The sequence below is a fragment of the Klebsiella sp. C239 genome (genome assembly GCF_048822715.1).
Taxonomy (GTDB): Bacteria; Pseudomonadota; Gammaproteobacteria; order Enterobacterales; family Enterobacteriaceae; genus Klebsiella; species Klebsiella quasipneumoniae.
Genome location: NZ_JBMEZK010000002.1, coordinates 418409 through 440550, shown reverse-complemented (window position 1 = coordinate 440550; position 22142 = coordinate 418409). Strand labels below are relative to the sequence as shown.

Sequence of the window (22142 nt, the reverse complement as noted above, 5' to 3'; positions counted from 1 at the left end):
GTTAGTTTCCTTTGGCGGCGGACAGGGTGGCGAGGAGGTGGTCGCGATCTAACAGCGCAGGCAGGATCTCTCCCTGCGGCAATCCCGGTCCGTAAATCTGGTTAAACGGCACCGCGGCGCTGCCGCGGTCGGTTAAAAACTGACTAATCGTGGCGGAGGGGCGGCTCCAGTCGCCGCGCAGGGCGACCACGTCCGGCGCTAACAGCGCCTGCTGGACGTCATCGCGCAGCAGCACGTTGTATTTATTGGCTTTACAGGTCACGCACCAGTCGGCGGTGACATCAATAAACACCCGCTTATGTTCCGCCAGGGCGCTGGCGATAGCCTGCTCGCTGAGCGGCTGCCAGTTAACCCGGTCGCGGCGCGGGCCCTCGCCGTCAGGCCGGGAGACAAAGGCGACGGCGCCGGCCACCACGATGGCCAGAGCCCCTGCGCGCAGCGCGGTCCGCCAGCGGTAGCGCCAGGCGGTGGCCAGCAGCAGGGCTACGGTCAGTATCACCAGCAGGGTAAGCACCGGGGTACGGCCGATGTGGATCGTCAGCAGGCTGACCAGCCATAGCGCCGAGCCAAGCATCATCACCCCCAGCGCCACCCGCAGATGATTCATCCAGCGGCCTGGGCGCGGAAGGCGTTGCGCCAGCCCCGGCCAGGCGACGTTCAGCAGCCACGGCAGGCTCATACCGATCCCCATGGCGAAGAAAATCCCCCACAGCAGCGGCAGCGGCGCCACCAGCGCCACCGACACGGCGGTGCCAAGGAACGGCGCGGTGCAGGGCGTCGCCAGCAGGGTGGCGAAGGCGCCCTGCCAGAAATGGCCCATTAAGCCGTTGCCGCCTCGGGTGGCGAGGAAGGTGCTGGCGGTGGAGGAGAGGCGGATTTCGAACAGCCCCAGCAGACTGGCGCTGAACAGGACCATCACCAGCGCCATGGCGCCGATAAACCACGGGTTCTGGAACTGGATCCCCCAGCCGAGCGCCTGATTACCCAGGCGTAGCGCGGTCATCATCAGCGCCAGCGCCAGGAACGAGACGACGATCCCGCACGCCGAGGCGAGGAACTGTCGGCGAACCGCGCCGCGTTCGCGATGTTCGGTTTGCACCAGCGAGCCGAGCTTCATCGCCAGCACCGGCAGGACGCAGGGCATTACATTGAGGATAAGCCCCCCGGCCAGCGCCATCAGCAGCACCCAGCCTAACGTCAGCTCCGGCGCGGCGCTGCCGGCGCTGATGGCGAGCTGGCTTTCCTGCGCCTGGCCGCTATCCGCCAGCACCAGCGACAACGTTTTACCGCGTAGATCCGGCGCCGCTTCGCCCCAGCTATCGGTGATCGGCACGCTGGCGGTCAGCGTATCGCCGCGGGTGGTAAAGCTCGGCTTGCCGAAATCGACATCCTCCATGCCGTCGATAAACAGCGCTGGCTGCTGCCAGCCGGCATCACGGCGGGCGGTCACCGTCAGTTTGCCGCTGACGTAGCTGGCGCTCAGCTGCGAAGTCAGGCCATCGCGCAGCGGCAGCGTGCCCATCGCACGGGTGTAATCGTAGGCAAAACCCTCCCCTGGCGGGGCCGTCATATCCAGCGAAAAGGGATAGTCAGTGAGAATGCAGACATTGCTGCAGGTGGATAATGTCAGTACGCCGCTGAGCGTCGGCGGTATCTTCCCGCGCAGGGTCATCGGGAAGCTGACGTCGCCGTGATACCCCTGAGTGGAAATGCCCGCAACGTCGAAACGCTGCGGCGTCGGCCAGCGCCAGTCAACCGCCAGCGGCGTGCCCCAGGCGATAGCCGGCGCGATGCCGCCTTCCCCTGGCGAGCGCCAGTAGGTTTTCCAGCCCTTTTCCAGCGCCACGTCTAAAAGCAGGCGGGTATCGCCATTGCTCTCGGTTTGCGCCCGCAGGCGCACGCTGGCGTGTTGATTATCGGCGGCGCGTAGCCAGCCGCTGTCGGCGGCCTGGCTGACGGGCAGCCATAGCCAAAGCAGGCAGACCAGTAGTCGCCTGAATAACATAGACATAAATTTGCTCCATAAATGATGAATTAACCTGAACTGTCAGGAAAATCAGTCACTCACGGAAGACGCATAATCGCAGATGCACCCGCAATCGGGGCGGGGAGATAACGCGGGGAGGCCACTGGCGTTCGATACGCGGCGGGATCGCCGCCAGCACCGCCAGCAGCAGGGTGATAGCCAACAGCGCCCCTTCGAACAGCATCGGCGGGACGGCCATCAGCGACTTGGCGCTGAGCTCGCACGGCGTGACCGGCGCGTCGGCCTTATCCTGGGTTTGCTGTAGCGACGGGCTGTCGGCAGCGAGGTTCATGACCAGCGCGTGCATCCCGGCCATTCGCTGGGCGGTGCAGACCAGCACCACCAGACAGGCCAGGAGGACAAAAAGAATGGCTTTGCGTTGTCGCTTAATCATGAGCGCCTCAAATATTCACGAGGCATATCTTATCGGGCGAACGCGTTTTGGCAATGGTAAAGCTGTAAAGAAGTGTCTGGCGGATAAGCGATTTGCCCTCCCCCGGCCGGGAGAGGGCAGTCAATTACAGATTCTCACCGTTGCTGGCGATGACCTCTTTGTACCAGTTGAAGCTCTTCTTGCGCGAGCGGGACATATCGCCGGTGCCGTCGTCGTGTTTGTTGACGTAGATGAAGCCGTAGCGTTTGCTGTACTGGCCGGTGGTGAAGGAGACGCAGTCGATGCAGCCCCACGGGGTATAGCCCATCAGATCGACGCCGTCGTAGGTGACGGCTTTCATCATCTCTTCGACGTGGGCGCGCAGGTAGTCAATGCGGTAGTCATCGTTGATGCTGCCGTCGGCTTCGACTTTGTCGTAGGCGCCAAAGCCGTTCTCGACGATAAACAGCGGCTTCTGGTAGCGCTCATACAATTCACACAGGGAATAGCGCAGACCGACCGGGTCAATCTGCCAGCCCCAGTCGGAGGCTTTGACGTGCGGATTCGGCACGCTGCCTTCGAAGCCGGAAATGGCGTCGCCGGTGCCGCCTTCGGCTTTCACCGCGTTGGTCATGTAGTAGCTGAAGCCAAGATAAGCGCAGGTGCCTTCGCGCAGGATCTGCGCGTCGCCATCTTCCATCTGGATGTTGAAGCCGCGGCGCTCCCACTCATTCAGCACATAGCTCGGATAGTAACCGCGCAGCTGAACGTCGGTAAAGACGTAGCGCTCGCGCATCGACTCCTGAGCAAACATCACATCTTCCGGTTTGCAGGAGTAAGGGTAGAGGGCGACCATCGCCAGCATGCAGCCGACCTGCATGTCCGGGTTAATACCACGCGCCGCTTTCACCGCCAGCGCGCTGGCGACGAACTGATGGTGCAGCACCTGGTACATGGTCTCTTCCGGGTTGTCATGCTCGGTATAAACCACCCCGGAGCAGCAGTAGCCGAACAGCGGCGCGCGCCAGTTACGCTGGTTATTGATCTCGTTGAAGGTCATCCAGTATTTCACTTTGTGCTTATAGCGCTCGAAGACCACTTCGGCGAAGCGCACAAAGAAATCGACCACTTTACGGTTGGTCCAGCCGCCGTACTGCTGCACCAGGTGCAGGGGCATCTCGAAGTGGGAAAGGGTGATCACCGGCTCGATGTTGTACTTCAGCAGCTCGTCGAACATGTCGTCGTAGAACTTCAGCCCCTCTTCATTCGGCTGGGTCTCGTCGCCCTGCGGGAAGATGCGGGTCCAGGCGATGGAGGTACGGAAGCATTTGAAGCCCATCTCGGCGAACAGTTTGATGTCTTCTTTGTAGCGGCCGTAGAAATCCACCGCTTCGTGGTTGGGGTAATATTTACCGGCTTCAACCTGGTGGGTGATTTCACGCGGCACGCCGTGCGCCCCGCCGGTCAGTACGTCGCAGATGCTCGGGCCTTTGCCGCCCTGATCCCAGCCGCCTTCAACCTGATGCGCGGCAACCGCGCCGCCCCATAAAAAATCTTTCGGAAGGGTTAATTTTTTCATCCTGGCTAATCTCTCTAATAACTATTGCTCTCGAGTCTAGCAAAGTGAAATTGAATGTCACGATATAACAAATTACGCCAAACGTAATATGTTACATCGAAAAAACAGGCTGTTATTTTTAGCTGATTTTGCGCGCTAATTTACGTCCGAGCGTTTCGAGAATATAGATCACTGGAATTTGCGTCGTAATATCGTAGACACCGCCAATGCGCGTCTGCGGCACGTGCCAGGAGAGATTGAAATCGGCCAGTTTGGCCAGCCGCGAGTGTTCGTGACTGGTAATGGACATCACCTTGCAGCGGTGCAGGCTGAACTGGCTGGCGAAGCGCAGGATCTCTTCCGTCTCGCCGGAGACGGAAAGCACGATCGCCAGCGCGTTACGGGCCATATCGTTAGTCACCGGAAAATAGGGGTCATCAATATGATTACTAAATTTCCCGACGTTGGAGAAGAAGCGGGCGCCATATTTTGCCAGCGCGCCCGAGGTGCCTGCGCCGACGAAAATAATACGTTCGGAGGCGAGAATAATATCGACGGCCTGCTCGAGTAATTCATCGAACTCGTCATTATTAACGCTTTTAAAAAAGCTCATGATTTCGCTGGCGCCGATATTTGCCTGTTGAGGCTCGTTCTGCTCAAGATATAATTTAAAGCGCACGCGAAATTCAGAGTAGCCCTCGCACTGCAGTTTGCGGCAGAAGCGCAACACGGTGGTGGTGGAGACGCCGGCGGCTTCGGCCAGTTCGCGGATGGTCATGTACATCACTTTGTCACGATTCTTAATGACGTAGTGGTAGACCATCATCTCAAGATTATTGAGACTGGCGACAGCGGCGTGGGAGAACATACTCACAGTGGCGAACTCACAATTCATAATGACCAGGACGGAATTATATCATGCAGGCCAATGACATTACCTTTTTTCAGCGCTTTCAGGAGGACATCCTCGCCGGGCGCAAAACGATCACCATTCGCGATGCGGCGGAGTCGCACTTTAAGCCCGGCGATGTGCTGCGCGTCGGGCGCTATGAAGACGACGGCTATTTTTGCACCATCGCCGTAACCGCGACCTCGACGGTGACTCTCGACACGCTGACCGACCAGCATGCTCAACAGGAGAATATGACCCTCGGGCAGCTGCGTCAGGTCATCAGCGACATCTATCCTGGGGAGAACCAGTTTTATGTCATTGAATTCAAAACGCTTTAAGACAATCAGGAACAGCTGTGAGTTGAAATAAAATTGTAACTTCATGATTTTAATGTGTTTACAAATATACATCGTTTTATTTTAGCTAACAGGTGTTCACTGGAATCATTCTCAGTTACCCTAAGTGGGCAATGAAAGCGTTCTTGTTTTCACGGAGTCAAATATGGTGCGCAAACCATTAATCACTCAGGGATATTCTCTGGCAGAGGAAGTTGCCAACAGCATCAGTCATGGGATCGGGCTGGTGTTCGGTATCGTCGGCCTCGTGCTCTTGCTGGTGCAGGCGGTGGACACTAACGCCAGCGCGACGGCGATCACCAGCTACAGTCTGTACGGCGGCAGCATGATTATGCTGTTTCTCGCCTCCACGCTCTATCACGCGATCCCGCATCAGCGGGCGAAACAGTGGCTGAAAAAGTTCGACCACTGCGCCATCTACTTGTTAATCGCCGGGACCTATACGCCGTTTTTGCTGGTAGGGCTGAACTCGCCGCTGGCGAAGGGGTTGATGATCGTCATCTGGAGTCTGGCGCTGCTGGGGATCCTGTTTAAGCTGACCATCGCGCACCGCTTTAAAATCCTGTCGCTGGTGACCTATCTGACCATGGGCTGGCTGTCGCTTATCGTGGTCTATCAGCTGGCGGTAAAGCTGGCGGTGGGCGGTGTGACGCTGCTGGCGGTCGGCGGGGTGGTGTACTCGCTCGGGGTCATCTTCTACGTCTGCAAACGCATTCCCTATAACCACGCTATCTGGCATGGCTTCGTGCTCGGCGGCAGCGTGTGTCACTTCCTGGCGATCTATCTGTACGTCGGCCAGTCCTGATAAACATCCCACGGTGGCGCTGCGCTTACCGTGGCTACGGTTATCTGCGGCCTGGAAATCCCACGGTGGCGCTGTGCTTACCGTGGCTACGGTTATCTGCAGTCAAGTAGCCCGGCTAAGGCGCGAGCGCCGCAAGCCGGGAGTCATAACGCTTTATTACGCGTCTTCCAGTGAATAGGGCAGCGGTTCGATGCGCAGGCTGCCGGCATCGTCGCGCACGCGGAACACGCTGTCCGGCTCCATATCGTTATTCATCACCACCTGCACCAGCAGCTGGCCATCATCCAGCTGAACCGCCGCAAGCACCGTACCGGTGCGGCGCCAGTTTTCGCCCATCTTCAGCTCCAGATCTTCTCCGGCCTCCGGCACCCGGCTGGCGGTACCTGACAGCGTCCACAGCGCGCGCTTATTGGCGCCGCGGAATTTCGCCCTGGCGACCATTTCCTGGCCGGTATAGCACCCTTTTTTGAAGCTGATACCGCCCAGCGCCTGCAGGTTGGTGGCCTGCGGAATGAACTGCCCGCTGTTGGCGCTGTCGATAACCGGCAGACCGGCTTCAATATTCAGCGCCAGCCACTGCTGGCTGTTGTTGAGCTGCGCTTCGCCGCGCAGCGCGTCGGTGACGCGATTGGCGGTGTCGACATCGGTCACCAGCAGGAAGCGTTCGCCCGGGTGTTCAAACCACAGCAGGCTGGTGGCGCCTTCGCTAATCACCGGCGTCGCGGCGTCGGGCAGGGCGGCGAACAGCGGCGCCAGCGCGGCGCGCGCCTGGAAGCCGGCCACCCCCAGCAGAACCAGATCGTCGTTGGCGGCGATGGTGACTTTGGAGAAGACGGCATATTTTTTCAGCTCGGTCAGCTGCGCGTCGCGCAGGCTGCGGCGCTCAATCCACGCGAAGCCGCCGTCGCGGCGGAATACGCGCAGGTTGCTCCACATCTTGCCTTTGGCGTCACAGTGGGCGGCAAGCAGATGCTGGGCATCGGTGAGACTGCTCACATCGGCGGTAATCTGCCCCTGCAGATATTTTTCGCTGTCCGGTCCGCTAATTGTCGCCAGCGCCCAGTCATCCAGGGTCATCAGCGTTAACGGCAGACGAGCGGAAGAGGAAGGCTGACGCGGAGGAAAAGGTGTAAAAGCCATAGTCATATCCTGAATCGCTTAACGCAGTGTGTGTGACCAATGGTAAAAGAGCTATAGTGCATTGCAAGTGCTTTCAACAGGCCATTTGTGCGCTGACGTTTGGCGACGTCCTGACGCGGGAAAACAATAAGCCCATCATTATTTTATGGTTTTTATGGAAGGATGCTCGCATTCAGCGATATTCCTGTAAAGTTACGGCAGAAAACGGGTTAAACTAACCTATATTTTGCTGCTGGAAGGTCAACATGGACATTAACAATAAAGCACGTATCCACTGGGCATGCCGCCGCGGGATGCGCGAACTCGACATCTCCATCATGCCGTTCTTTGAGTATGAGTACGATACCCTCAGCGACGCTGACAAACAGCTGTTCATTCGCCTGCTGGAAAATGACGATCCGGATCTGTTCAACTGGCTGATGAACCACGGCAAACCGGCCGATGCGGAGCTGCAGCGGATGGTAACCTTAATTCAGACACGGAATCGGGAACGTGGTCCTGTGGCAATCTGATCTCCGTATCTCCTGGCGCGCGCAGTGGTTTTCCCTGCTGCTCCACGGCGTTGTGGCGGCGCTGGTGCTGCTGGTTCCCTGGCCGTTAAGCTACACCCCGATCTGGCTGCTGCTGCTGTCGCTGGTGGTCTTTGACTGTGTGCGCAGCCAGCGACGGATCCATGCCCGTCGCGGGGAGATAAAACTGCTCACCGATTCCCGGCTGCGCTGGCAAAACGCCGAATGGGAGATCCTCGGGACGCCGTGGGTCATCAACAGCGGTATGCTGCTGCGTTTGCGCCATGTCGATACCCGACGCGGTCAGCATCTGTGGCTGGCGGCGGACAGCATGGATCCCGGAGAGTGGCGGGATCTGCGCCGGCTGGTGCTGCAAAAACCGGCGCAGGAGTAAGCGGCGTCAGGAGAAGTGTTCGGCCATTTCGCCGAGGATCTGCTCGCACCAGCTCTGGATGCGCTCGTCGCTCAGGTCGTACTGGTTGGTTTCATCCAGCGCCAGGCCAACGAACAGTTGGCCATCAGCGATCACCGGTTTCGGGCTGGTGAACTCATAGCCTTCGGTTGGCCAGTAGCCGACAAACTTCACGCCTTTGGTCGCCAGCTTGTCATGCAGCATGCCCAGCGCGTCAAGGAACCATTCGCCATAGCCCAGCTGATCGCCCATGCCGTACAGCGCGACGATTTTGCCCTCCAGGTCCAGGGTGTCCAGCTGGTCCCAAACCGCTTCCCAGTCTTCCTGAATTTCGCCGAAATCCCAGGTCGGGATGCCGAGGATCAGTACATCGTACTGGCTCATCAGGGCGGGGGAGTCATCTTTCAGATTGTGCAACGTCACCAGCTCAGGGCCGATGATATCGCGGATTTTCTCCGCGGCCATTTCGGTGTAGCAGGTACTGGAGCCGTAAAACAGACCTATATTCATCGCGTAAACATCTCGATTCTTGCTGTGAATGGCGGGCAGTGTACCAGAAAGGCGTCCTCTTAAGGCATAATGAGAGCGTTTAACGAACAAAGAGGCCGATGTGAAACAGGATCTGGCACTAATCGAACAGTTTCTCGATGCCCTTTGGCTGGAGCGCAATCTGGCGGAGAATACGCTCAGCGCCTACCGTCGCGATTTGACGATGCTGGTGGAGTGGCTGCACCATCGCGGCCTGTCGCTGGTAAGCGTCGGCAGCGACGACCTGCAGGCGCTGCTGGCCGAGCGGCAGTCCGGCGGCTATAAAGCCACCAGCACCGCGCGCCTGCTGAGCGCCGTGCGTCGTTTCTTCCAGCATCTGTACCGGGAAAAAATTCGCCCGGACGACCCCAGCGCGCTGCTGGCCTCGCCGAAGCTGCCGCAGCGGCTGCCGAAGGATCTCAGTGAGGCGCAGGTTGAGCGTCTGCTGCAGGCCCCGCTGGTGGAGCAGCCGCTGGAGTTGCGCGACAAAGCGATGCTGGAGGTGCTGTATGCCACCGGCCTGCGCGTCTCGGAGTTGGTGGGGCTGACGATGAGCGACATCAGCCTGCGCCAGGGCGTGCTGCGGGTGGTGGGCAAAGGCAATAAAGAGCGGCTGGTGCCGCTGGGGGAAGAGGCGGTACTGTGGGTGGAAAATTACCTCGAGTATGGTCGCCCCTGGCTGCTGAACGGCGTGGCGTCGGATGTCTTATTTCCCAGCCAGCGCGCCCAGCAGATGACGCGTCAGACCTTCTGGCACCGGATTAAACACTATGCCGTGCTGGCGGGGATCGACAGCGAAAAGCTCTCCCCGCACGTGTTGCGCCATGCGTTCGCCACGCATTTGCTCAATCATGGCGCCGACCTGCGCGTGGTGCAGATGCTGTTAGGACACAGCGATCTCTCCACCACGCAGATCTACACCCACGTGGCGACCGAGCGTCTGCGACAACTTCATCAACAGCACCACCCGCGGGCGTGAGTGCTGAACAAAAGGACTGAGTATGAAAAAAGGTTTATTGATGTTCACCCTGCTGGCGGCTTCCCTTTCCGGGGCGGCGCATGCCGATAGCGCGGCAATTAAACAGTCGCTGGCGAAGCTGGGTGTGCAGAGCACCGATATTCAACCGTCGCCGGTTTCCGGGATGAGCACGGTGCTGACCGACAGCGGCGTACTGTATGTCACCGACGACGGCAAGCACATCATCCAGGGGCCGATGTACGACGTGAGCGGCGCGCAGCCGGTCAATGTCACTAACCAGCTGCTGCTGGGTAAACTGAACGCGCTGAGCAACGAAATGATTGTCTACAAAGCGCCGAAGGAGCAGCACGTCATTACCGTCTTCACCGACATCACCTGCGGTTATTGCCACAAGCTGCATGAGCAGATGAGCGACTACAACGCGCTGGGGATCACCGTGCGCTATCTCGCCTTCCCGCGCCAGGGACTGCAGAGCCAGGCGGAGCAGGATATGAAGGCCATCTGGTGCGCGAAAGATCGCAACAAAGCGCTGGATGACGCTATGAACGGCAAGGGCGTGCAGCCGGCGAGCTGCAGCGTGGATATCGCTAAACACTACACCCTTGGCGTGCAGATGGGCGTCAACGGTACCCCGGCGATGGTCCTCAGTAACGGCATGGTGCTGCCGGGCTATCAGGGGCCGAAAGAGCTGAAGGCGTTCCTCGACGAGCATAAAAAACAGACAAGCGGTAACTGATTCGCGTGAAACAACAGATACAACTACGCCGCCGCGAGGCGGTTGACGGCGTCGATTTACCCGCCGATCTGCCGCCGCTGCTGCAGCGGCTGTATGCCAGCCGCGGGGTGCGCAGCGCCCAGGAGCTGGAGCGCAGCGTCAAAGGCATGCTGCCGTGGACGCAGCTCACCGGCGTTGAAAAAGCGGTCGGGATGCTGCACGACGCTTTCCAGAAAGGGTTGCACATTGTCGTAGTCGGCGATTTTGACGCCGACGGCGCCACCAGCACCGCGCTCAGCGTGCTGGCCCTGCGCGCGCTGGGCTACGGCAACGTCTCCTACCTGGTGCCGAACCGTTTTGAAGACGGCTACGGCTTGAGCCCGGAAGTGGTCGATCAGGCCCACGCCCGCGGCGCGCAGATGATCATGACCGTCGACAACGGGATCTCGTCCCATGCCGGCGTCGATCATGCCCATGCGCTGGGGATCCCGGTGCTGGTAACCGATCACCACCTGCCGGGGGAGACGCTGCCGGCGGCGGAGGCCATCGTTAACCCTAACCTGCGCGATTGCGACTTTCCGTCGAAATCGCTGGCCGGGGTCGGGGTGGCGTTCTATCTGATGCTGGCGCTGCGCACCTTTCTGCGTGATAACGGCTGGTTCGATGCCCGCGGCATCGCCGCGCCGAACCTTGCCGAGCTGCTGGATCTGGTGGCGCTTGGCACCGTTGCCGACGTCGTGCCGCTGGATGCTAACAATCGTATTCTCACCTGGCAGGGGTTAAGCCGCATTCGCGCCGGCAAATGTCGGCCCGGTATTAAGGCGCTGCTGGAGATTGCCAACCGCGATCCGCAAAAGCTGGCGGCCAGCGACCTCGGTTTTGCCCTCGGGCCGCGCCTGAACGCGGCGGGGCGGCTGGACGACATGTCGGTCGGCGTCGCGCTGCTGCTGTGCGATAACATTGGCGAAGCGCGCGTGTTAGCCAATGAGCTTGACGCGCTCAACCAGACGCGCAAAGAGATCGAGCAGGGGATGCAGGCGGAAGCGCTAACGCTCTGTCAGCAGCTGGAACGCAGTAGCGACACCCTGCCCGGCGGGCTGGCGATGTACCATCCGCAGTGGCACCAGGGGGTGGTCGGCATCCTCGCCTCGCGAATTAAGGAACGTTTCCACCGGCCGGTGATCGCCTTTGCGCCCACCGGCGACGGCACGCTGAAAGGCTCCGGCCGCTCCATTCAGGGGCTGCATATGCGCGATGCGCTGGAGCGTCTCGATACGCTCTATCCGGGGCTGATCCTGAAGTTCGGCGGCCACGCGATGGCGGCAGGATTATCGCTGGAAGAGGCGCGCTTTGAGGAGTTTCAGCAGCGCTTTGGCGAGCTGGTGACCGAGTGGCTGGATCCCGCGCTGTTACAGGGCGAGGTCGTTTCCGACGGGCCGCTGGCGGCGGCGGAGATGAGCATGGAAGTGGCGCAGATGCTGCGCGACGCCGGGCCGTGGGGACAGATGTTCCCGGAACCGCTGTTTGACGGCCGTTTCCGCCTGCTGCAGCAGCGGCTGGTGGGCGAGCGTCACCTGAAGGTGATGGTCGAGCCGGTTGACGGCGGCCCGCTGCTGGACGGTATCGCCTTCAACGTGGATACTTCCATCTGGCCCGACAACGGCGTGCGTGAAGTCCAGTTAGCCTACAAGCTCGACATCAATGAGTTCCGCGGCAACCGCAGCCTGCAGCTGATCATCGATCACCTCTGGCCAAATTGACAACAGTGTATGAATAAGGGCGCGAATCCGGTAGAATTCCGCTCTTATCACCGCATTTTGACAAATCCATTAAAAGAAACCGACCATGTTTGAAATAAATCCGGTAAAAAACCGCATTCAGGACCTCACGGAGCGCTCCGACGTTCTTAGGGGGTATCTTTGACTACGATGCCAAGAAAGAGCGTCTCGAAGAAGTAAACGCCGAGCTGGAACAGCCGGACGTCTGGAATGAACCTGAACGCGCTCAGGCGCTGGGTAAAGAGCGTTCTTCCCTGGAAGCCATCGTAGATACCCTGGATCAGATGTCCCAGGGGCTGGAAGACGTTGCCGGCCTGCTGGATCTGGCCGTGGAAGCGGACGACGAAGAGACCTTCAACGAAGCCGTCGCCGAGCTGGATACGCTGGAAGAGAAGCTGGCGCAGCTTGAGTTCCGCCGCATGTTCTCCGGCGAATACGACAACGCCGATTGCTACCTCGATATTCAGGCAGGCTCCGGCGGCACCGAAGCCCAGGACTGGGCCAGCATGCTGATGCGCATGTACCTGCGCTGGGCGGAAGCGCGCGGCTTTAAGACCGAGATCATCGAAGAGTCCGAAGGTGAAGTCGCGGGCATTAAATCCGTGACCATCAAGATCATTGGCGATTACGCTTACGGCTGGCTGCGTACCGAAACCGGCGTTCATCGTCTGGTGCGTAAGAGCCCGTTCGATTCCGGCGGCCGCCGTCATACCTCCTTTAGCTCTGCGTTCGTTTACCCGGAAGTTGAAGACGATATCGATATCGAAATTAACCCGGCCGACCTGCGCATCGACGTTTACCGCGCCTCCGGCGCCGGTGGGCAGCACGTTAACCGTACAGAATCCGCGGTGCGTATTACCCACATCCCGACCGGGTTGGTGACGCAGTGCCAGAACGACCGTTCGCAGCACAAGAACAAAGACCAGGCCATGAAGCAGATGAAAGCGAAGCTTTATGAGCTGGAGATGCAGAAGAAAAATGCCGAGAAGCAGGCGATGGAAGACAACAAGTCCGATATCGGCTGGGGCAGCCAGATCCGCTCTTACGTGCTGGATGACTCGCGTATTAAAGATCTGCGTACCGGGGTGGAAACCCGCAACACTCAGGCGGTGCTGGACGGCAGCCTGGACCAATTTATCGAAGCAAGTTTGAAAGCAGGGTTATGAGGAACCAACATGTCTGAACAACAAGCACAGGGCGCTGACGCGGCAATTGACCTTAATAATGAACTGAAAACCCGTCGCGAGAAGCTGGCTGCGCTGCGTGAGCAGGGCGTCGCTTTCCCGAACGATTTCCGTCGTGACCATACCTCTGACCAACTGCACGCTGACTTCGATGCCAAAGAAAACGAAGAGCTGGAAGCGCTGAACGTTCAAGTGGCCGTGGCTGGCCGCATGATGACCCGCCGTATCATGGGTAAAGCGTCCTTCGTCACTCTGCAGGACGTTGGCGGCCGCATCCAGCTGTACGTAGCGCGCGATGACCTGGCGGAAGGCGTTTACAACGACCAGTTCAAAAAATGGGATCTCGGCGACATCATCGCCGCCCGCGGTAAGCTGTTCAAGACCAAAACCGGTGAGCTGTCTATCCACTGCACCGAGCTGCGTCTGCTGACCAAAGCCCTGCGCCCGTTACCGGACAAGTTCCATGGCCTGCAGGATCAGGAAGCGCGCTATCGTCAGCGTTACCTCGACCTGATCTCCAACGATGAATCGCGCAACACCTTTAAAGTGCGTTCGCAGATCCTGGCGGGTATCCGTCAGTTCATGGTTGGCCGCGGCTTTATGGAAGTGGAAACCCCGATGATGCAGGTGATCCCGGGCGGCGCCTCCGCGCGTCCGTTCATCACCCATCATAACGCGCTGGATCTGGACATGTACCTGCGCATCGCGCCGGAACTGTACCTCAAGCGCCTGGTCGTAGGCGGTTTCGAACGCGTCTTCGAGATCAACCGTAACTTCCGTAACGAAGGGATCTCCGTTCGTCATAACCCAGAGTTCACCATGATGGAACTCTACATGGCCTATGCGGACTATAAAGATCTGATCGAGCTGACCGAATCCCTGTTCCGCACCCTGGCGCAGGACATTCTCGGCAACACCGAAGTGCCTTACGGCGACCAGGTGTTCGACTTCGGCAAGCCGTTTGAAAAACTGACCATGCGCGAAGCGATCAAGAAATACCGTCCGGAAACCGAGATGGCGGATCTGGATAACTTCGATTCCGCGAAAGCGATCGCTGAGTCTATCGGCATCAAAGTGGAGAAAAGCTGGGGTCTGGGCCGTATCGTGACCGAGATCTTCGAAGAAGTGGCGGAAGCGCACCTGATCCAGCCGACCTTCATCACCGAATACCCGGCGGAAGTTTCTCCGCTGGCGCGCCGTAACGACGTCAACCCGGAAATCACCGACCGCTTTGAATTCTTCATCGGCGGCCGTGAGATCGGTAACGGCTTTAGCGAGCTGAACGACGCCGAAGATCAGGCGCAGCGCTTCCAGGACCAGGTTGATGCGAAAGCCGCGGGCGACGACGAAGCGATGTTCTACGATGAAGACTACGTGACCGCGCTGGAGCACGGCCTGCCGCCGACCGCCGGTCTGGGTATTGGTATCGACCGCATGGTGATGCTGTTCACCAACAGCCACACCATCCGCGACGTGATCCTGTTCCCGGCAATGCGTCCGCAGAAATAATCGCGTCTTGTGAAATGCAAAAACCCGGCTTGCCGGGTTTTTTTATGTCTGACGTGAGGCCTGAAGGCTGGCGGCGTAAATGTCTTATCCGGGCTACGCAACAGCGCAGAACCGTAGGCCTGTGCAAGCGTAGCGCCGCCAGGCAACGATGACAGGTACGGAGTCGCTTTTTGCGCCGGGTGGCGGCTGCGAGAATAGTTAGCTTACCCGCGCACACGCGCAACAAAGTCGGTCAGCGCCTGGCGAGCGTCCCGATTTTCCGCTTCCAGCACCATCCACGGGCTAAACGCCCACGGCGTGGCGGCCAGCGCGCTTAACATCGTTGCCAGGTCAACCCACTGATAATCCATGACTTCATCGTCGTTAGGCAGCACTTCGCTCACCACGCGCGCGGCATACACCGGGCATACTTCGTTCTCAACGATGCCGTTCGGGGCGACCGCCCGGTAGCGGAAGGCCGGGTGAACCGGCACGATGTCGGCGATCTCCACGCCGAGTTCGAAGCGACAGCGGCGCGTGACGGCCTGCTCGAAGGTCTCGCCCTGCTGGGGGTGTCCGCAGACGGAGTTGGTCCACACCCCGGGCCAGGCTTTTTTGCCCAGCGAACGGCGGGTGACCAGCAATTGACCCTGCTGATTAAACAACCAGCAGGAAAACGCGAGATGTAAAGGGGTATCAAGCGTGTGGGCGGCATACTTCTCCAGCATACCGGCAGGCTGATCCTGCTCATCCAGTAAAATGACGTGTTCCCCGGCCATGACGACTCCTGAAAATAAAAAATGACCCGGCACAAACCCGCCGGGTCATGTACTCAGGCCTCTAGGGTAGCCGATAAATGGGAGAAAGGCATTACCAAAACAAGCCCTGCAGTCCGCTCTGTGAGCGGCAACGCGTCATGGCGGGCAAACCCACCACGACGTGCGGCTCCAGCAGCAATCGCTGTTTGTCGCGGGCCGGATTCGATGGCAGGGGGGTATTGGTTTCGCCATCAGGGATGACGCCCTGCGCCGCGGACTGGTATGATATTCGCCCTGATTGCGAGGTAAGTGGTTGTGTTAAGTGCAGGATGCCTGATGATGAAACGCGTTTATATGACACTGATGCTTGTGGTAAGCCTGGCGCTGGCTGGCTGCTCCAGCACCTCCGATTCCGGTACGACCTACACCGTTAAACGCGGCGATACCCTGTATGGCATCTCCCGCACCACCGGCACCAGCGTTCGCGATCTGGCCCGCCTGAATAACATCTCCCCGCCTTACACCATTGAGGTGGGGCAGAAGCTGAGGCTTAACGGCAGCAGTTCAACGAAGACAACGAAGAAAAAATCTTCCTCTACGCGCACCGCGGCGGTCACGCCTTCGTCCGCAGTACCTCAGTCCTCCTGGCCGCCGGTGGGACAGCGCTGCTGGCGCTGGCCGACCAGCGGCAAAGTGGTCCTGCCTTATTCCACCGCCGATGGCGGCAATAAAGGCATTGATATCGCCGGGACTCGCGGCCAGCCCGTGTACGCCGCCGGGGCGGGCAAGGTGGTGTACGTCGGCAACCAGCTGCGCGGCTACGGCAACCTGATCATGATTAAGCACAGCGAGGATTACATCACCGCCTATGCCCACAACGATAAGCTGATGGTGAATAACGGCCAGAGCGTGAAGGCCGGCCAGCAAATAGCCACCATGGGCAGTACGGATGCCGACTCAGTGCGTCTGCATTTCCAGATCCGCTATCGGGCGACGGCCATCGATCCGCTGCGCTACCTGCCGCCGCAGGGCAGTAAGCCCAAGTGCTAAAAGGTTATTTTATCGCCAGTCAGCATCCGGCGGGCTTGTCACAGGGTGCGTAAGGGCTATAATGCTTCTCGCACCTCTTCGCGGGCGTAGTTCAATGGTAGAACGAGAGCTTCCCAAGCTCTATACGAGGGTTCGATTCCCTTCGCCCGCTCCAAAAACTCCCTAACGTATTCATTCCTCAGCCTTTTTCTGATTCATACGTGACGGCGCTCGTGATCCTCCTACAAAGGGGTCATACAGCCGATGGCGCAGCGTGATAATCTCTATCGACGTCCAAGCGGTATCTATGTTCTGCGGATCACCGTTCCGGTTCGTTATCGCGCCCTGATAGGGCAGCGTGAAATTCATGCATCTACCCGCACAACCCACCTTGCAAATGCCAGAGCTATTGCCGCGCGTTTGTTGGAGAAGTGGTATGCGTCTCTGGAAGAGTTCAGGCAAGTGGATAAAGAGAAGATCAGGGTAATGCCCCATTGTTGACTGGAGCAGGCAAAATCAGCCTGGCGTTGTTTTGCGATTCATTTGGGGTTGGGTCTGAGACTGTCGTCCAGCATCTTCTGGCAGCCAATGTGCCGCTGTATGCCCTTGTATCTAACCAGCGTGGCTTTCTGATTGATGATTTCAGCACGCTTGAGCGTGATCCTGATACGCATGGATTCGTTTTGAATAACATTGCTTATGACGGTGCTGAGGCTGCGGTAAACGGCTATATGCAGCTTTACCAGCCGCAGTTTGCCCTTGTTGAATTGCTGAACGGGCGAGAGGTTGAGGTTACGGCATTCAGGGCTAACAACGGCAATCCTCTTTCCCTCTGGTTGTTGGATTTACCCGGGGTGACGCTGAATGCAAGTTCTTTGTTCATCAACAACGTGCAGGCTGAAAAACTGCGTAGCGCTTGGGATAAGGCGCTTGCGAAATCGGAGCCAACATTAAGTGCTCTGCCATGCGCTCCGGTAGGTGTAACACCAGCGATTCCTGTGGCCGCTACCATCAACCCGTATTGCAACCCGACATATGCGAGCATGACGGTTTCAGCATTGCTGAAAGCGTTTTTGGTCTATAAAAATACGGGCGATATTAAGCTAGCCAGCGAGGGGAAAATTCGTTCCAGAATTGAACACTTCGTGGAGATAATGGGCGATTTAACTCTAGGCGAACTGAATCGTGACGTTGTGAAAGATTACGTCACCAAAATGCAGAATATGCCCGGTAATCTGTATTTGATGCGGCGAAAATACAAGATTTCAGATACGCAAAAGCTAATTGAAATAGCGCTAGCTGATGGTCAGCCAGTTATGAGCCGAGATGCTATTGGCAGGCATATTGAGTCACTGGGTTCTATGCTCAAATGGGCTAAGAGTGAACGTTACCTTTTTGATAACCCTGCTGAGAATGTGTTGGCTCAGCGTCGTGTGATGGTGCGTGAGCAGGATCGCCGCGACCTCTTCACCGACGATGAACTAGAGCAAATTTTCTCGGCTGACTGGTTTAAGAAAGGCGCGGGAAGGCCCAATCAATACGGACGTTATACGAGCTTCCGCCCGTTTCACTACTGGTTGCCTCTGTTGGCATTATATGTGGGCGGGCGCATCAATGAGCTTTGCCAGCTTTATCTGACGGATATTCGCGAAGATAAAAACGGGGTTGCCTATATTGATTTTAACCTTGATGCGCCGGATAAGGTGATGGATGAAGAAGCGCAGGCTGGTGGCGTTAAATCATTAAAGACGGTGAATGCGATCCGTCAGGTTCCAATTCATCCGCGACTTATCGAACTAGGGCTGCTGGAGTATGTAGATGCATTGAAAGCTGCCGGGTATGATCGTCTGTTCCCTGAGTTGAAGCACAACAAAATCAAAGGATATCGTGCCGCCGCCTCAAAATGGTTTAACGAAAACTACTTTGGCAAAGTCCTCGGTTTTACCCGTGACGGTAAGAAAACGTTCCATTCGCTGCGGCACACTTTCATCAACGCCGTAGACAAGTTTGAGATCAACGAACGCACGATTGCGCAGCTTGTTGGACATGTTCGGGGCAGCACCACCGCGATGACAACCTATCGTAAGGATGCTGATGTGGGAGAGCAATTAGGCGTGATTTCGCAGCTTCACTACAGTTTACCTGATATTGCGCAGTTTGATTCGCAAGCGGGTATAAAGGCGGTCATCGACGCACGGCGCAGGCATAAATCGTAAGATGTGCCAAACTCGCCAAGAAGCTATGTGGCGCGTTTCTATCAAAGATAGTGTCTATTAGAGAAAAAGTTGCATTAGCCCTCGCTTGTGCTCTTTGTATCTGTAACCTAACAAATCAGCTAAAATAATTGTATTAGATAACTTTATATAGAGGATGAATTAATGGACAGCTACATGGAGCCAGATCCGGAGAAAACTTATATAAGCCCCAGTTTGCCATCTTTTGGTAACAAAGATTTGAAAATACGAATTGCCTCAAAAGCGATAGTTAGTAATGAAGGATATGAGTTCGCAAAAATTAAGGATGAAATTATACTCAGGCACAAGCTAGATGCATCAACTTATATAACAGCGAAGTTTTTTGAAAGTAGTAAGGAAATATTTGTTCTATCTATTCAAAAGTTTTCCACGCAAACTGGACAGCCTTATGGTTCTGGTTTTTCTTTTATAGGTGATGAGATTGGTAAGTTTATTGAATTTCTAGCCAACATTAATTCAATGGGCTTTAACGGCAATGGCCCCATGAAAATTACGGATGAGGAGCTTAGGAAAATCGTTTTAACTAATAACCAAGCTTCACAACTTTTAAATGGGAATGAGGGGGCTATCTCTGAGGCGCTTAAAACACATGTGACTAAAAAAGATATTATATCAATAGCATATCGTAAAAAACAACTTGATACATTTAATCGACTTCTTAATGATGAAGCATTTTTTGAATATGCTAAGAAAGAAAAAAACTGTTCAAATGAGGCTTTGTGGCAAAAGTTTTTTGAAAAAAATCCTTGGATCTTTGGATATGGATTAAGTTATATCTACTTATCAAGTTTGAACGATAAGAAAATAGAGCAAGTTGTTCAGGGAGCGCAGATTGGCCAACATGGAAAACGAGTTGATGGATTGCTGAAAACAAGAGGTGCAATTTCTAATCTATGTTTCGTTGAAATAAAAACAAATACAACTGGCTTACTAGCTAATACTCCATATCGCTCAGGTTGTTGGGCCCCATCTAGTGAATTAACTGGTGCGGTGGCACAAATTCAAGGGACAGTTTCTTATGCTATGGATTCAATAAAAAGCAATTTAAATTTAACAGATTCTTATGGGGATCCAACAGGAGAGGAGCTATTTAATTTTAATCCAAAATCATTTTTGGTTGTAGGTAATCTCTCTCAGTTTTCATCTGATAATGGTATCAATCATGATAAACTTCGGTCGTTTGAAAATTTTAGAAGCAATTTGATCCGTCCAGAAGTTATCACTTTTGATGAGCTGTATGAAAGAGCTCGGTTTATTGTTGCATTTAGCGAAAATATATGATCTATTTTTTACATGAAAACTATAAATACCCCATAATGATCAAGGGGCTACAAATATTGTGGCGCCTTGAACCGTATCCCTAATTATTTATTTTCGAAGCCCGTCCACGCTTTCTGGCGGTAGGTTCATTACTGTTCTAATGCTGGTTTCGATACTGCGAATAATCTCTTCGCGTGGGCCGCTGCGCCAGTCATCGCTTGCGTAAAAAGCATCAAGAACTACAGCCATCTTTTCAGGGCTATCAAAGGTGCGAATGAGGTAGTAGCAATCCGGGTCATGAAGCGAGTTACCAAACGACACGACATCGATTCCGTAGCGCTGGTGTAGGGGAACGCTGATTTCCCGCATGATGGCATGAAAAGTGGCGCCGCTGCCTTTGCGTAAGGTGTATTGCAGTATCTCGACGGTTCTCAAGCGTTATCTCCGTGTCGCCCTTGGACGGCTCTTGGTTGATAGCAATAAAGTAAACCGGACTGGGCGATGAAGCTACCACTAATCAGGCAATCATCCGTAAGCAGAAGCCGCGATATGCAGTTCAAACGCAATGTAAGGCTCTCTGGAGAGTTTTTTGAAAGAAGGTAGTCAAAATCATGGTGCAGATTTCGCGGCGCTCTCATCGAGTGGCTGGCGAAGCCAGATGGAACAAACGTAGCGGAGTTCAAGCAATCAAAGAGAAATCTGGGTGAGCTTTAAGCTTTACCGCGCTTCTTAACTTTTGAGTCTGTTTGGCTCTATAAGGAGAAGCCTGCCGCTGCGGAAAATTTCGGACGCAATGCCTGAGAGGGGCGCTTCCAAACCTAGGAGATCCACTTTTCGGCGTGACAATTTTTCCGGTAGCTTTTGAAGTGTAGGTTGGGGGCTGGTGAGTGCTGAGCTGAAGCTTCAAGACAACAAGAACTTAATTCTGGTGTTGTCTTTTCTTTTTAACTTCTTGTTTTGTTTTATATGTTTTATTAAACCTCTTTTCTGGGGAGCAAAACTAGCCCTAAGGGCCAATGCGATGATTTGCAGTGAGGCACTTGGCTAATCAGGCTTCCAGAGTTGTAACCTCTTTTCTGGGTCCCTGCTTGGATCGGCGATGTGAGCTACTCTGCTTTAAAAAAGGCTCACGACGTAAGCCCTCTGCAAAACATGATAACTCACTATTGGATATTGGTTATGCAAGTCCAAGACTCAGCACCTTGCATAACCTCACGCACTCTGGCATACGCCGCCTTTCGGAACTAGACCAGTGGGTAATAGTGCGACCCCTCTTTTCACCCCGGCTCCGCTACGCTAGCGGCTGAGCCTTGTTGATGCGCCACTTCGGGTAAGCGTCTGTATACCAAAACCCCGACAATGTATACTGATAGTAACATTTTGAATCTTTTGTGCAAGCATCTGTCATTTACGGCGCCACTCATCAAGGGTGAGAGTAAACAGCAAACTGGGGGGGCATTATCTATGTCGCTGATCTCTCTGACATACTTTAATCCTGCTTTCATCAGGACTTTTTGTGATGCAAGATGATTTCCCCTGACGACACCCGAGATGGCTTCAAGCTGAAATTTTTCGAATCCATAACGAACGGCATAGCGTGAAAACTCAGTTGCCAGCCCTTTACCCCATGCTTCGGTAGCAAAACGATACCCAAGATTATTGATAGTAATACCGGCGTAAGTGCTAATACTCAGCCCACTAAATCCAATCACTTTTTCTGGAGCTTCATGCAAAGAGATTGCCCAGTTCCCGAAAGCATTTTCATTCCAGTGGCTAACCCAGCGGGCCAAGATTGTCTTTGCATGAGTTGGATTCGGATAAGGGCCAGCCGGGTTAAAAGTGTTAGTGGCAGGATCGCCATAAATCCTAAATAAGTCATCAACGTCTGATGTTGTAACCGGTCGTAGAGTCAGGCGTTCTGATTGTGTGCGTGTCATGTTCACCCTTATTTATATGATTGCAGCAGATGTTATATCTCACTTGATTAGAGTCATGCCAACAAACGACCGTTTTCCGGCACCTCTTCGCATGTATCTTCCGGGATGTTGAAAAATTAGCCTTGGCAATTGTTGGCAGGCGTCCTATTGTTGACACCGT

21 protein-coding genes, 1 tRNA gene and 1 pseudogene are annotated in these 22142 nt (G+C 55.7%); 14 read left to right on the top strand and 9 right to left on the bottom strand.

The window, feature by feature from the left end; genetic code table 11:
- Nucleotide 1: 1 nt before the first annotated feature.
- From ACOI6Z_RS07285 to ACOI6Z_RS07270, 4 genes are all read right to left on the bottom strand, one after another.
- On the bottom strand, nucleotides 2-2011 hold the full coding sequence (locus ACOI6Z_RS07285) for a protein-disulfide reductase DsbD family protein (protein ID WP_065812835.1): 2010 nt from the start codon (nucleotides 2009-2011) through the stop codon (nucleotides 2-4).
- Nucleotides 2012-2060: 49 nt separating this feature from the next.
- The gene (locus tag ACOI6Z_RS07280) at nucleotides 2061-2420 is read right to left on the bottom strand and encodes a hypothetical protein (protein ID WP_023290973.1); all 360 of its coding nucleotides are present in this window, start codon (nucleotides 2418-2420) and stop codon (nucleotides 2061-2063) included.
- A gap of 124 nt (nucleotides 2421-2544) precedes the next feature.
- Nucleotides 2545-3978, bottom strand: coding sequence for a 6-phospho-beta-glucosidase (locus ACOI6Z_RS07275; protein WP_044524684.1), 1434 nt, complete (start codon nucleotides 3976-3978; stop codon nucleotides 2545-2547).
- 118 nt (nucleotides 3979-4096) lie between these two features.
- Complete coding sequence (locus tag ACOI6Z_RS07270) at nucleotides 4097-4825, bottom strand: MurR/RpiR family transcriptional regulator (protein ID WP_032454033.1); 729 nt, start codon at nucleotides 4823-4825, stop codon at nucleotides 4097-4099.
- Nucleotides 4826-4875: 50 nt separating this feature from the next.
- Between ACOI6Z_RS07270 and yqfB the strand changes: the two genes are divergently transcribed.
- Together yqfB and trhA are read left to right on the top strand one after the other, a co-directional pair.
- A complete protein-coding gene (gene yqfB / locus ACOI6Z_RS07265) occupies nucleotides 4876-5187 on the top strand; it encodes a N(4)-acetylcytidine aminohydrolase (protein ID WP_023290970.1) in 312 nt (103 codons plus the stop codon).
- A 163-nt stretch (nucleotides 5188-5350) separates the two neighbouring features.
- Nucleotides 5351-6010 carry a PAQR family membrane homeostasis protein TrhA gene (gene trhA / locus ACOI6Z_RS07260; RefSeq protein WP_008806429.1) on the top strand — a complete coding sequence of 220 codons (660 nt, stop codon included), beginning with the start codon at nucleotides 5351-5353 and terminating at the stop codon, nucleotides 6008-6010.
- Between the two features lie 156 nt (nucleotides 6011-6166).
- On the opposite strand, the gene ygfZ is transcribed toward trhA, so the two are convergent.
- Nucleotides 6167-7150 carry a tRNA-modifying protein YgfZ gene (ygfZ, locus tag ACOI6Z_RS07255; RefSeq protein ID WP_023290969.1) on the bottom strand — a complete coding sequence of 328 codons (984 nt, stop codon included), beginning with the start codon at nucleotides 7148-7150 and terminating at the stop codon, nucleotides 6167-6169.
- Between the two features lie 245 nt (nucleotides 7151-7395).
- Between ygfZ and sdhE the strand changes: the two genes are divergently transcribed.
- Both sdhE and ACOI6Z_RS07245 read left to right on the top strand, forming a co-directional pair.
- A complete protein-coding gene (gene sdhE, locus ACOI6Z_RS07250) occupies nucleotides 7396-7662 on the top strand; it encodes an FAD assembly factor SdhE (protein WP_002916312.1) in 267 nt (88 codons plus the stop codon).
- Nucleotides 7643-8053 (top strand): protein YgfX, encoded by a 411-nt coding sequence (locus tag ACOI6Z_RS07245; protein ID WP_023290968.1) that lies wholly within the window; start codon nucleotides 7643-7645, stop codon nucleotides 8051-8053. Before sdhE ends, ACOI6Z_RS07245 begins: the two co-directional genes overlap by 20 nt.
- A gap of 6 nt (nucleotides 8054-8059) precedes the next feature.
- On the opposite strand, the gene fldB is transcribed toward ACOI6Z_RS07245, so the two are convergent.
- A complete protein-coding gene (gene fldB, locus ACOI6Z_RS07240; protein ID WP_004205324.1) occupies nucleotides 8060-8581 on the bottom strand; it encodes a flavodoxin FldB in 522 nt (173 codons plus the stop codon).
- A gap of 100 nt (nucleotides 8582-8681) precedes the next feature.
- Between fldB and xerD the strand changes: the two genes are divergently transcribed.
- The 5 genes from xerD (at nucleotide 8682) to lysS (ending at nucleotide 14764) form a co-directional block, all read left to right on the top strand.
- Nucleotides 8682-9578 carry a site-specific tyrosine recombinase XerD gene (gene xerD / locus ACOI6Z_RS07235; RefSeq protein ID WP_044524682.1) on the top strand — a complete coding sequence of 299 codons (897 nt, stop codon included), beginning with the start codon at nucleotides 8682-8684 and terminating at the stop codon, nucleotides 9576-9578.
- Nucleotides 9579-9600: 22 nt separating this feature from the next.
- Complete coding sequence (dsbC, locus tag ACOI6Z_RS07230) at nucleotides 9601-10314, top strand: bifunctional protein-disulfide isomerase/oxidoreductase DsbC (protein WP_002916301.1); 714 nt, start codon at nucleotides 9601-9603, stop codon at nucleotides 10312-10314.
- A gap of 5 nt (nucleotides 10315-10319) precedes the next feature.
- Complete coding sequence (recJ, locus tag ACOI6Z_RS07225; RefSeq protein ID WP_032454029.1) at nucleotides 10320-12053, top strand: single-stranded-DNA-specific exonuclease RecJ; 1734 nt, start codon at nucleotides 10320-10322, stop codon at nucleotides 12051-12053.
- An 85-nt stretch (nucleotides 12054-12138) separates the two neighbouring features.
- Nucleotides 12139-13237 (top strand): peptide chain release factor 2 gene (prfB, locus tag ACOI6Z_RS07220; protein WP_101862173.1). Its coding sequence is split into 2 segments (ribosomal slippage): nucleotides 12139-12213 and nucleotides 12215-13237, totalling 1098 coding nucleotides; the frame shifts between segments, so codons are not numbered across the junction.
- Nucleotides 13238-13246: 9 nt separating this feature from the next.
- Nucleotides 13247-14764, top strand: a complete 1518-nt coding sequence (gene lysS, locus ACOI6Z_RS07215; RefSeq protein WP_080820262.1) for a lysine--tRNA ligase — start codon at nucleotides 13247-13249, stop codon at nucleotides 14762-14764.
- 203 nt (nucleotides 14765-14967) lie between these two features.
- On the opposite strand, the gene idi is transcribed toward lysS, so the two are convergent.
- Nucleotides 14968-15522 (bottom strand): isopentenyl-diphosphate Delta-isomerase, encoded by a 555-nt coding sequence (gene idi / locus ACOI6Z_RS07210; protein WP_032454025.1) that lies wholly within the window; start codon nucleotides 15520-15522, stop codon nucleotides 14968-14970.
- A gap of 315 nt (nucleotides 15523-15837) precedes the next feature.
- Here idi and actS point away from each other — a divergent pair, with 315 nt between their 5' ends.
- From actS to ACOI6Z_RS07185, 5 genes are all read left to right on the top strand, one after another.
- Entirely contained in the window at nucleotides 15838-16551 is a 714-nt protein-coding gene (gene actS, locus ACOI6Z_RS07205; RefSeq protein WP_420687129.1) for an amidase activator ActS, read from the top strand.
- Between the two features lie 80 nt (nucleotides 16552-16631).
- Nucleotides 16632-16705 (top strand) — tRNA-Gly (locus tag ACOI6Z_RS07200).
- 89 nt (nucleotides 16706-16794) lie between these two features.
- Nucleotides 16795-17031 carry a DUF6538 domain-containing protein gene (locus tag ACOI6Z_RS07195; protein ID WP_256565316.1) on the top strand — a complete coding sequence of 79 codons (237 nt, stop codon included), beginning with the start codon at nucleotides 16795-16797 and terminating at the stop codon, nucleotides 17029-17031.
- The gene (locus tag ACOI6Z_RS07190; protein WP_420687127.1) at nucleotides 17025-18746 is read left to right on the top strand and encodes a site-specific integrase; all 1722 of its coding nucleotides are present in this window, start codon (nucleotides 17025-17027) and stop codon (nucleotides 18744-18746) included. The genes ACOI6Z_RS07195 and ACOI6Z_RS07190 overlap by 7 nt, the downstream gene beginning before the upstream one ends.
- Nucleotides 18747-18908: 162 nt before the next feature.
- Entirely contained in the window at nucleotides 18909-20066 is a 1158-nt protein-coding gene (locus tag ACOI6Z_RS07185; RefSeq protein ID WP_063613488.1) for a Shedu immune nuclease family protein, read from the top strand.
- 87 nt (nucleotides 20067-20153) lie between these two features.
- Here ACOI6Z_RS07185 and ACOI6Z_RS07180 read toward each other — a convergent pair whose 3' ends face one another.
- Nucleotides 20154-20480 (bottom strand): NIPSNAP family protein, encoded by a 327-nt coding sequence (locus tag ACOI6Z_RS07180; RefSeq protein WP_420687125.1) that lies wholly within the window; start codon nucleotides 20478-20480, stop codon nucleotides 20154-20156.
- A gap of 969 nt (nucleotides 20481-21449) precedes the next feature.
- Nucleotides 21450-21982: pseudogene (locus ACOI6Z_RS07175) on the bottom strand (GNAT family N-acetyltransferase).
- Nucleotides 21983-22142 lie beyond the last annotated feature (160 nt).

Coding starts and splice junctions, on each gene's coding strand:
- dsbC (WP_002916301.1), top strand. CDS start 9,601: ATGAAAAAAGGTTTATTGATGTTCACCCTGCTGGCGGCTTCCCTTTCC.
- lysS (WP_080820262.1), top strand. CDS start 13,247: ATGTCTGAACAACAAGCACAGGGCGCTGACGCGGCAATTGACCTTAAT.
- idi (WP_032454025.1), bottom strand. CDS start 15,522: ATGGCCGGGGAACACGTCATTTTACTGGATGAGCAGGATCAGCCTGCC.
- fldB (WP_004205324.1), bottom strand. CDS start 8,581: ATGAATATAGGTCTGTTTTACGGCTCCAGTACCTGCTACACCGAAATG.
- ACOI6Z_RS07270 (WP_032454033.1), bottom strand. CDS start 4,825: ATGTTCTCCCACGCCGCTGTCGCCAGTCTCAATAATCTTGAGATGATG.
- ACOI6Z_RS07275 (WP_044524684.1), bottom strand. CDS start 3,978: ATGAAAAAATTAACCCTTCCGAAAGATTTTTTATGGGGCGGCGCGGTT.
- ACOI6Z_RS07195 (WP_256565316.1), top strand. CDS start 16,795: ATGGCGCAGCGTGATAATCTCTATCGACGTCCAAGCGGTATCTATGTT.
- sdhE (WP_002916312.1), top strand. CDS start 7,396: ATGGACATTAACAATAAAGCACGTATCCACTGGGCATGCCGCCGCGGG.
- ygfZ (WP_023290969.1), bottom strand. CDS start 7,150: ATGGCTTTTACACCTTTTCCTCCGCGTCAGCCTTCCTCTTCCGCTCGT.
- trhA (WP_008806429.1), top strand. CDS start 5,351: ATGGTGCGCAAACCATTAATCACTCAGGGATATTCTCTGGCAGAGGAA.
- ACOI6Z_RS07185 (WP_063613488.1), top strand. CDS start 18,909: ATGGACAGCTACATGGAGCCAGATCCGGAGAAAACTTATATAAGCCCC.
- actS (WP_420687129.1), top strand. CDS start 15,838: ATGATGAAACGCGTTTATATGACACTGATGCTTGTGGTAAGCCTGGCG.
- ACOI6Z_RS07280 (WP_023290973.1), bottom strand. CDS start 2,420: ATGATTAAGCGACAACGCAAAGCCATTCTTTTTGTCCTCCTGGCCTGT.
- yqfB (WP_023290970.1), top strand. CDS start 4,876: ATGCAGGCCAATGACATTACCTTTTTTCAGCGCTTTCAGGAGGACATC.
- ACOI6Z_RS07285 (WP_065812835.1), bottom strand. CDS start 2,011: ATGTCTATGTTATTCAGGCGACTACTGGTCTGCCTGCTTTGGCTATGG.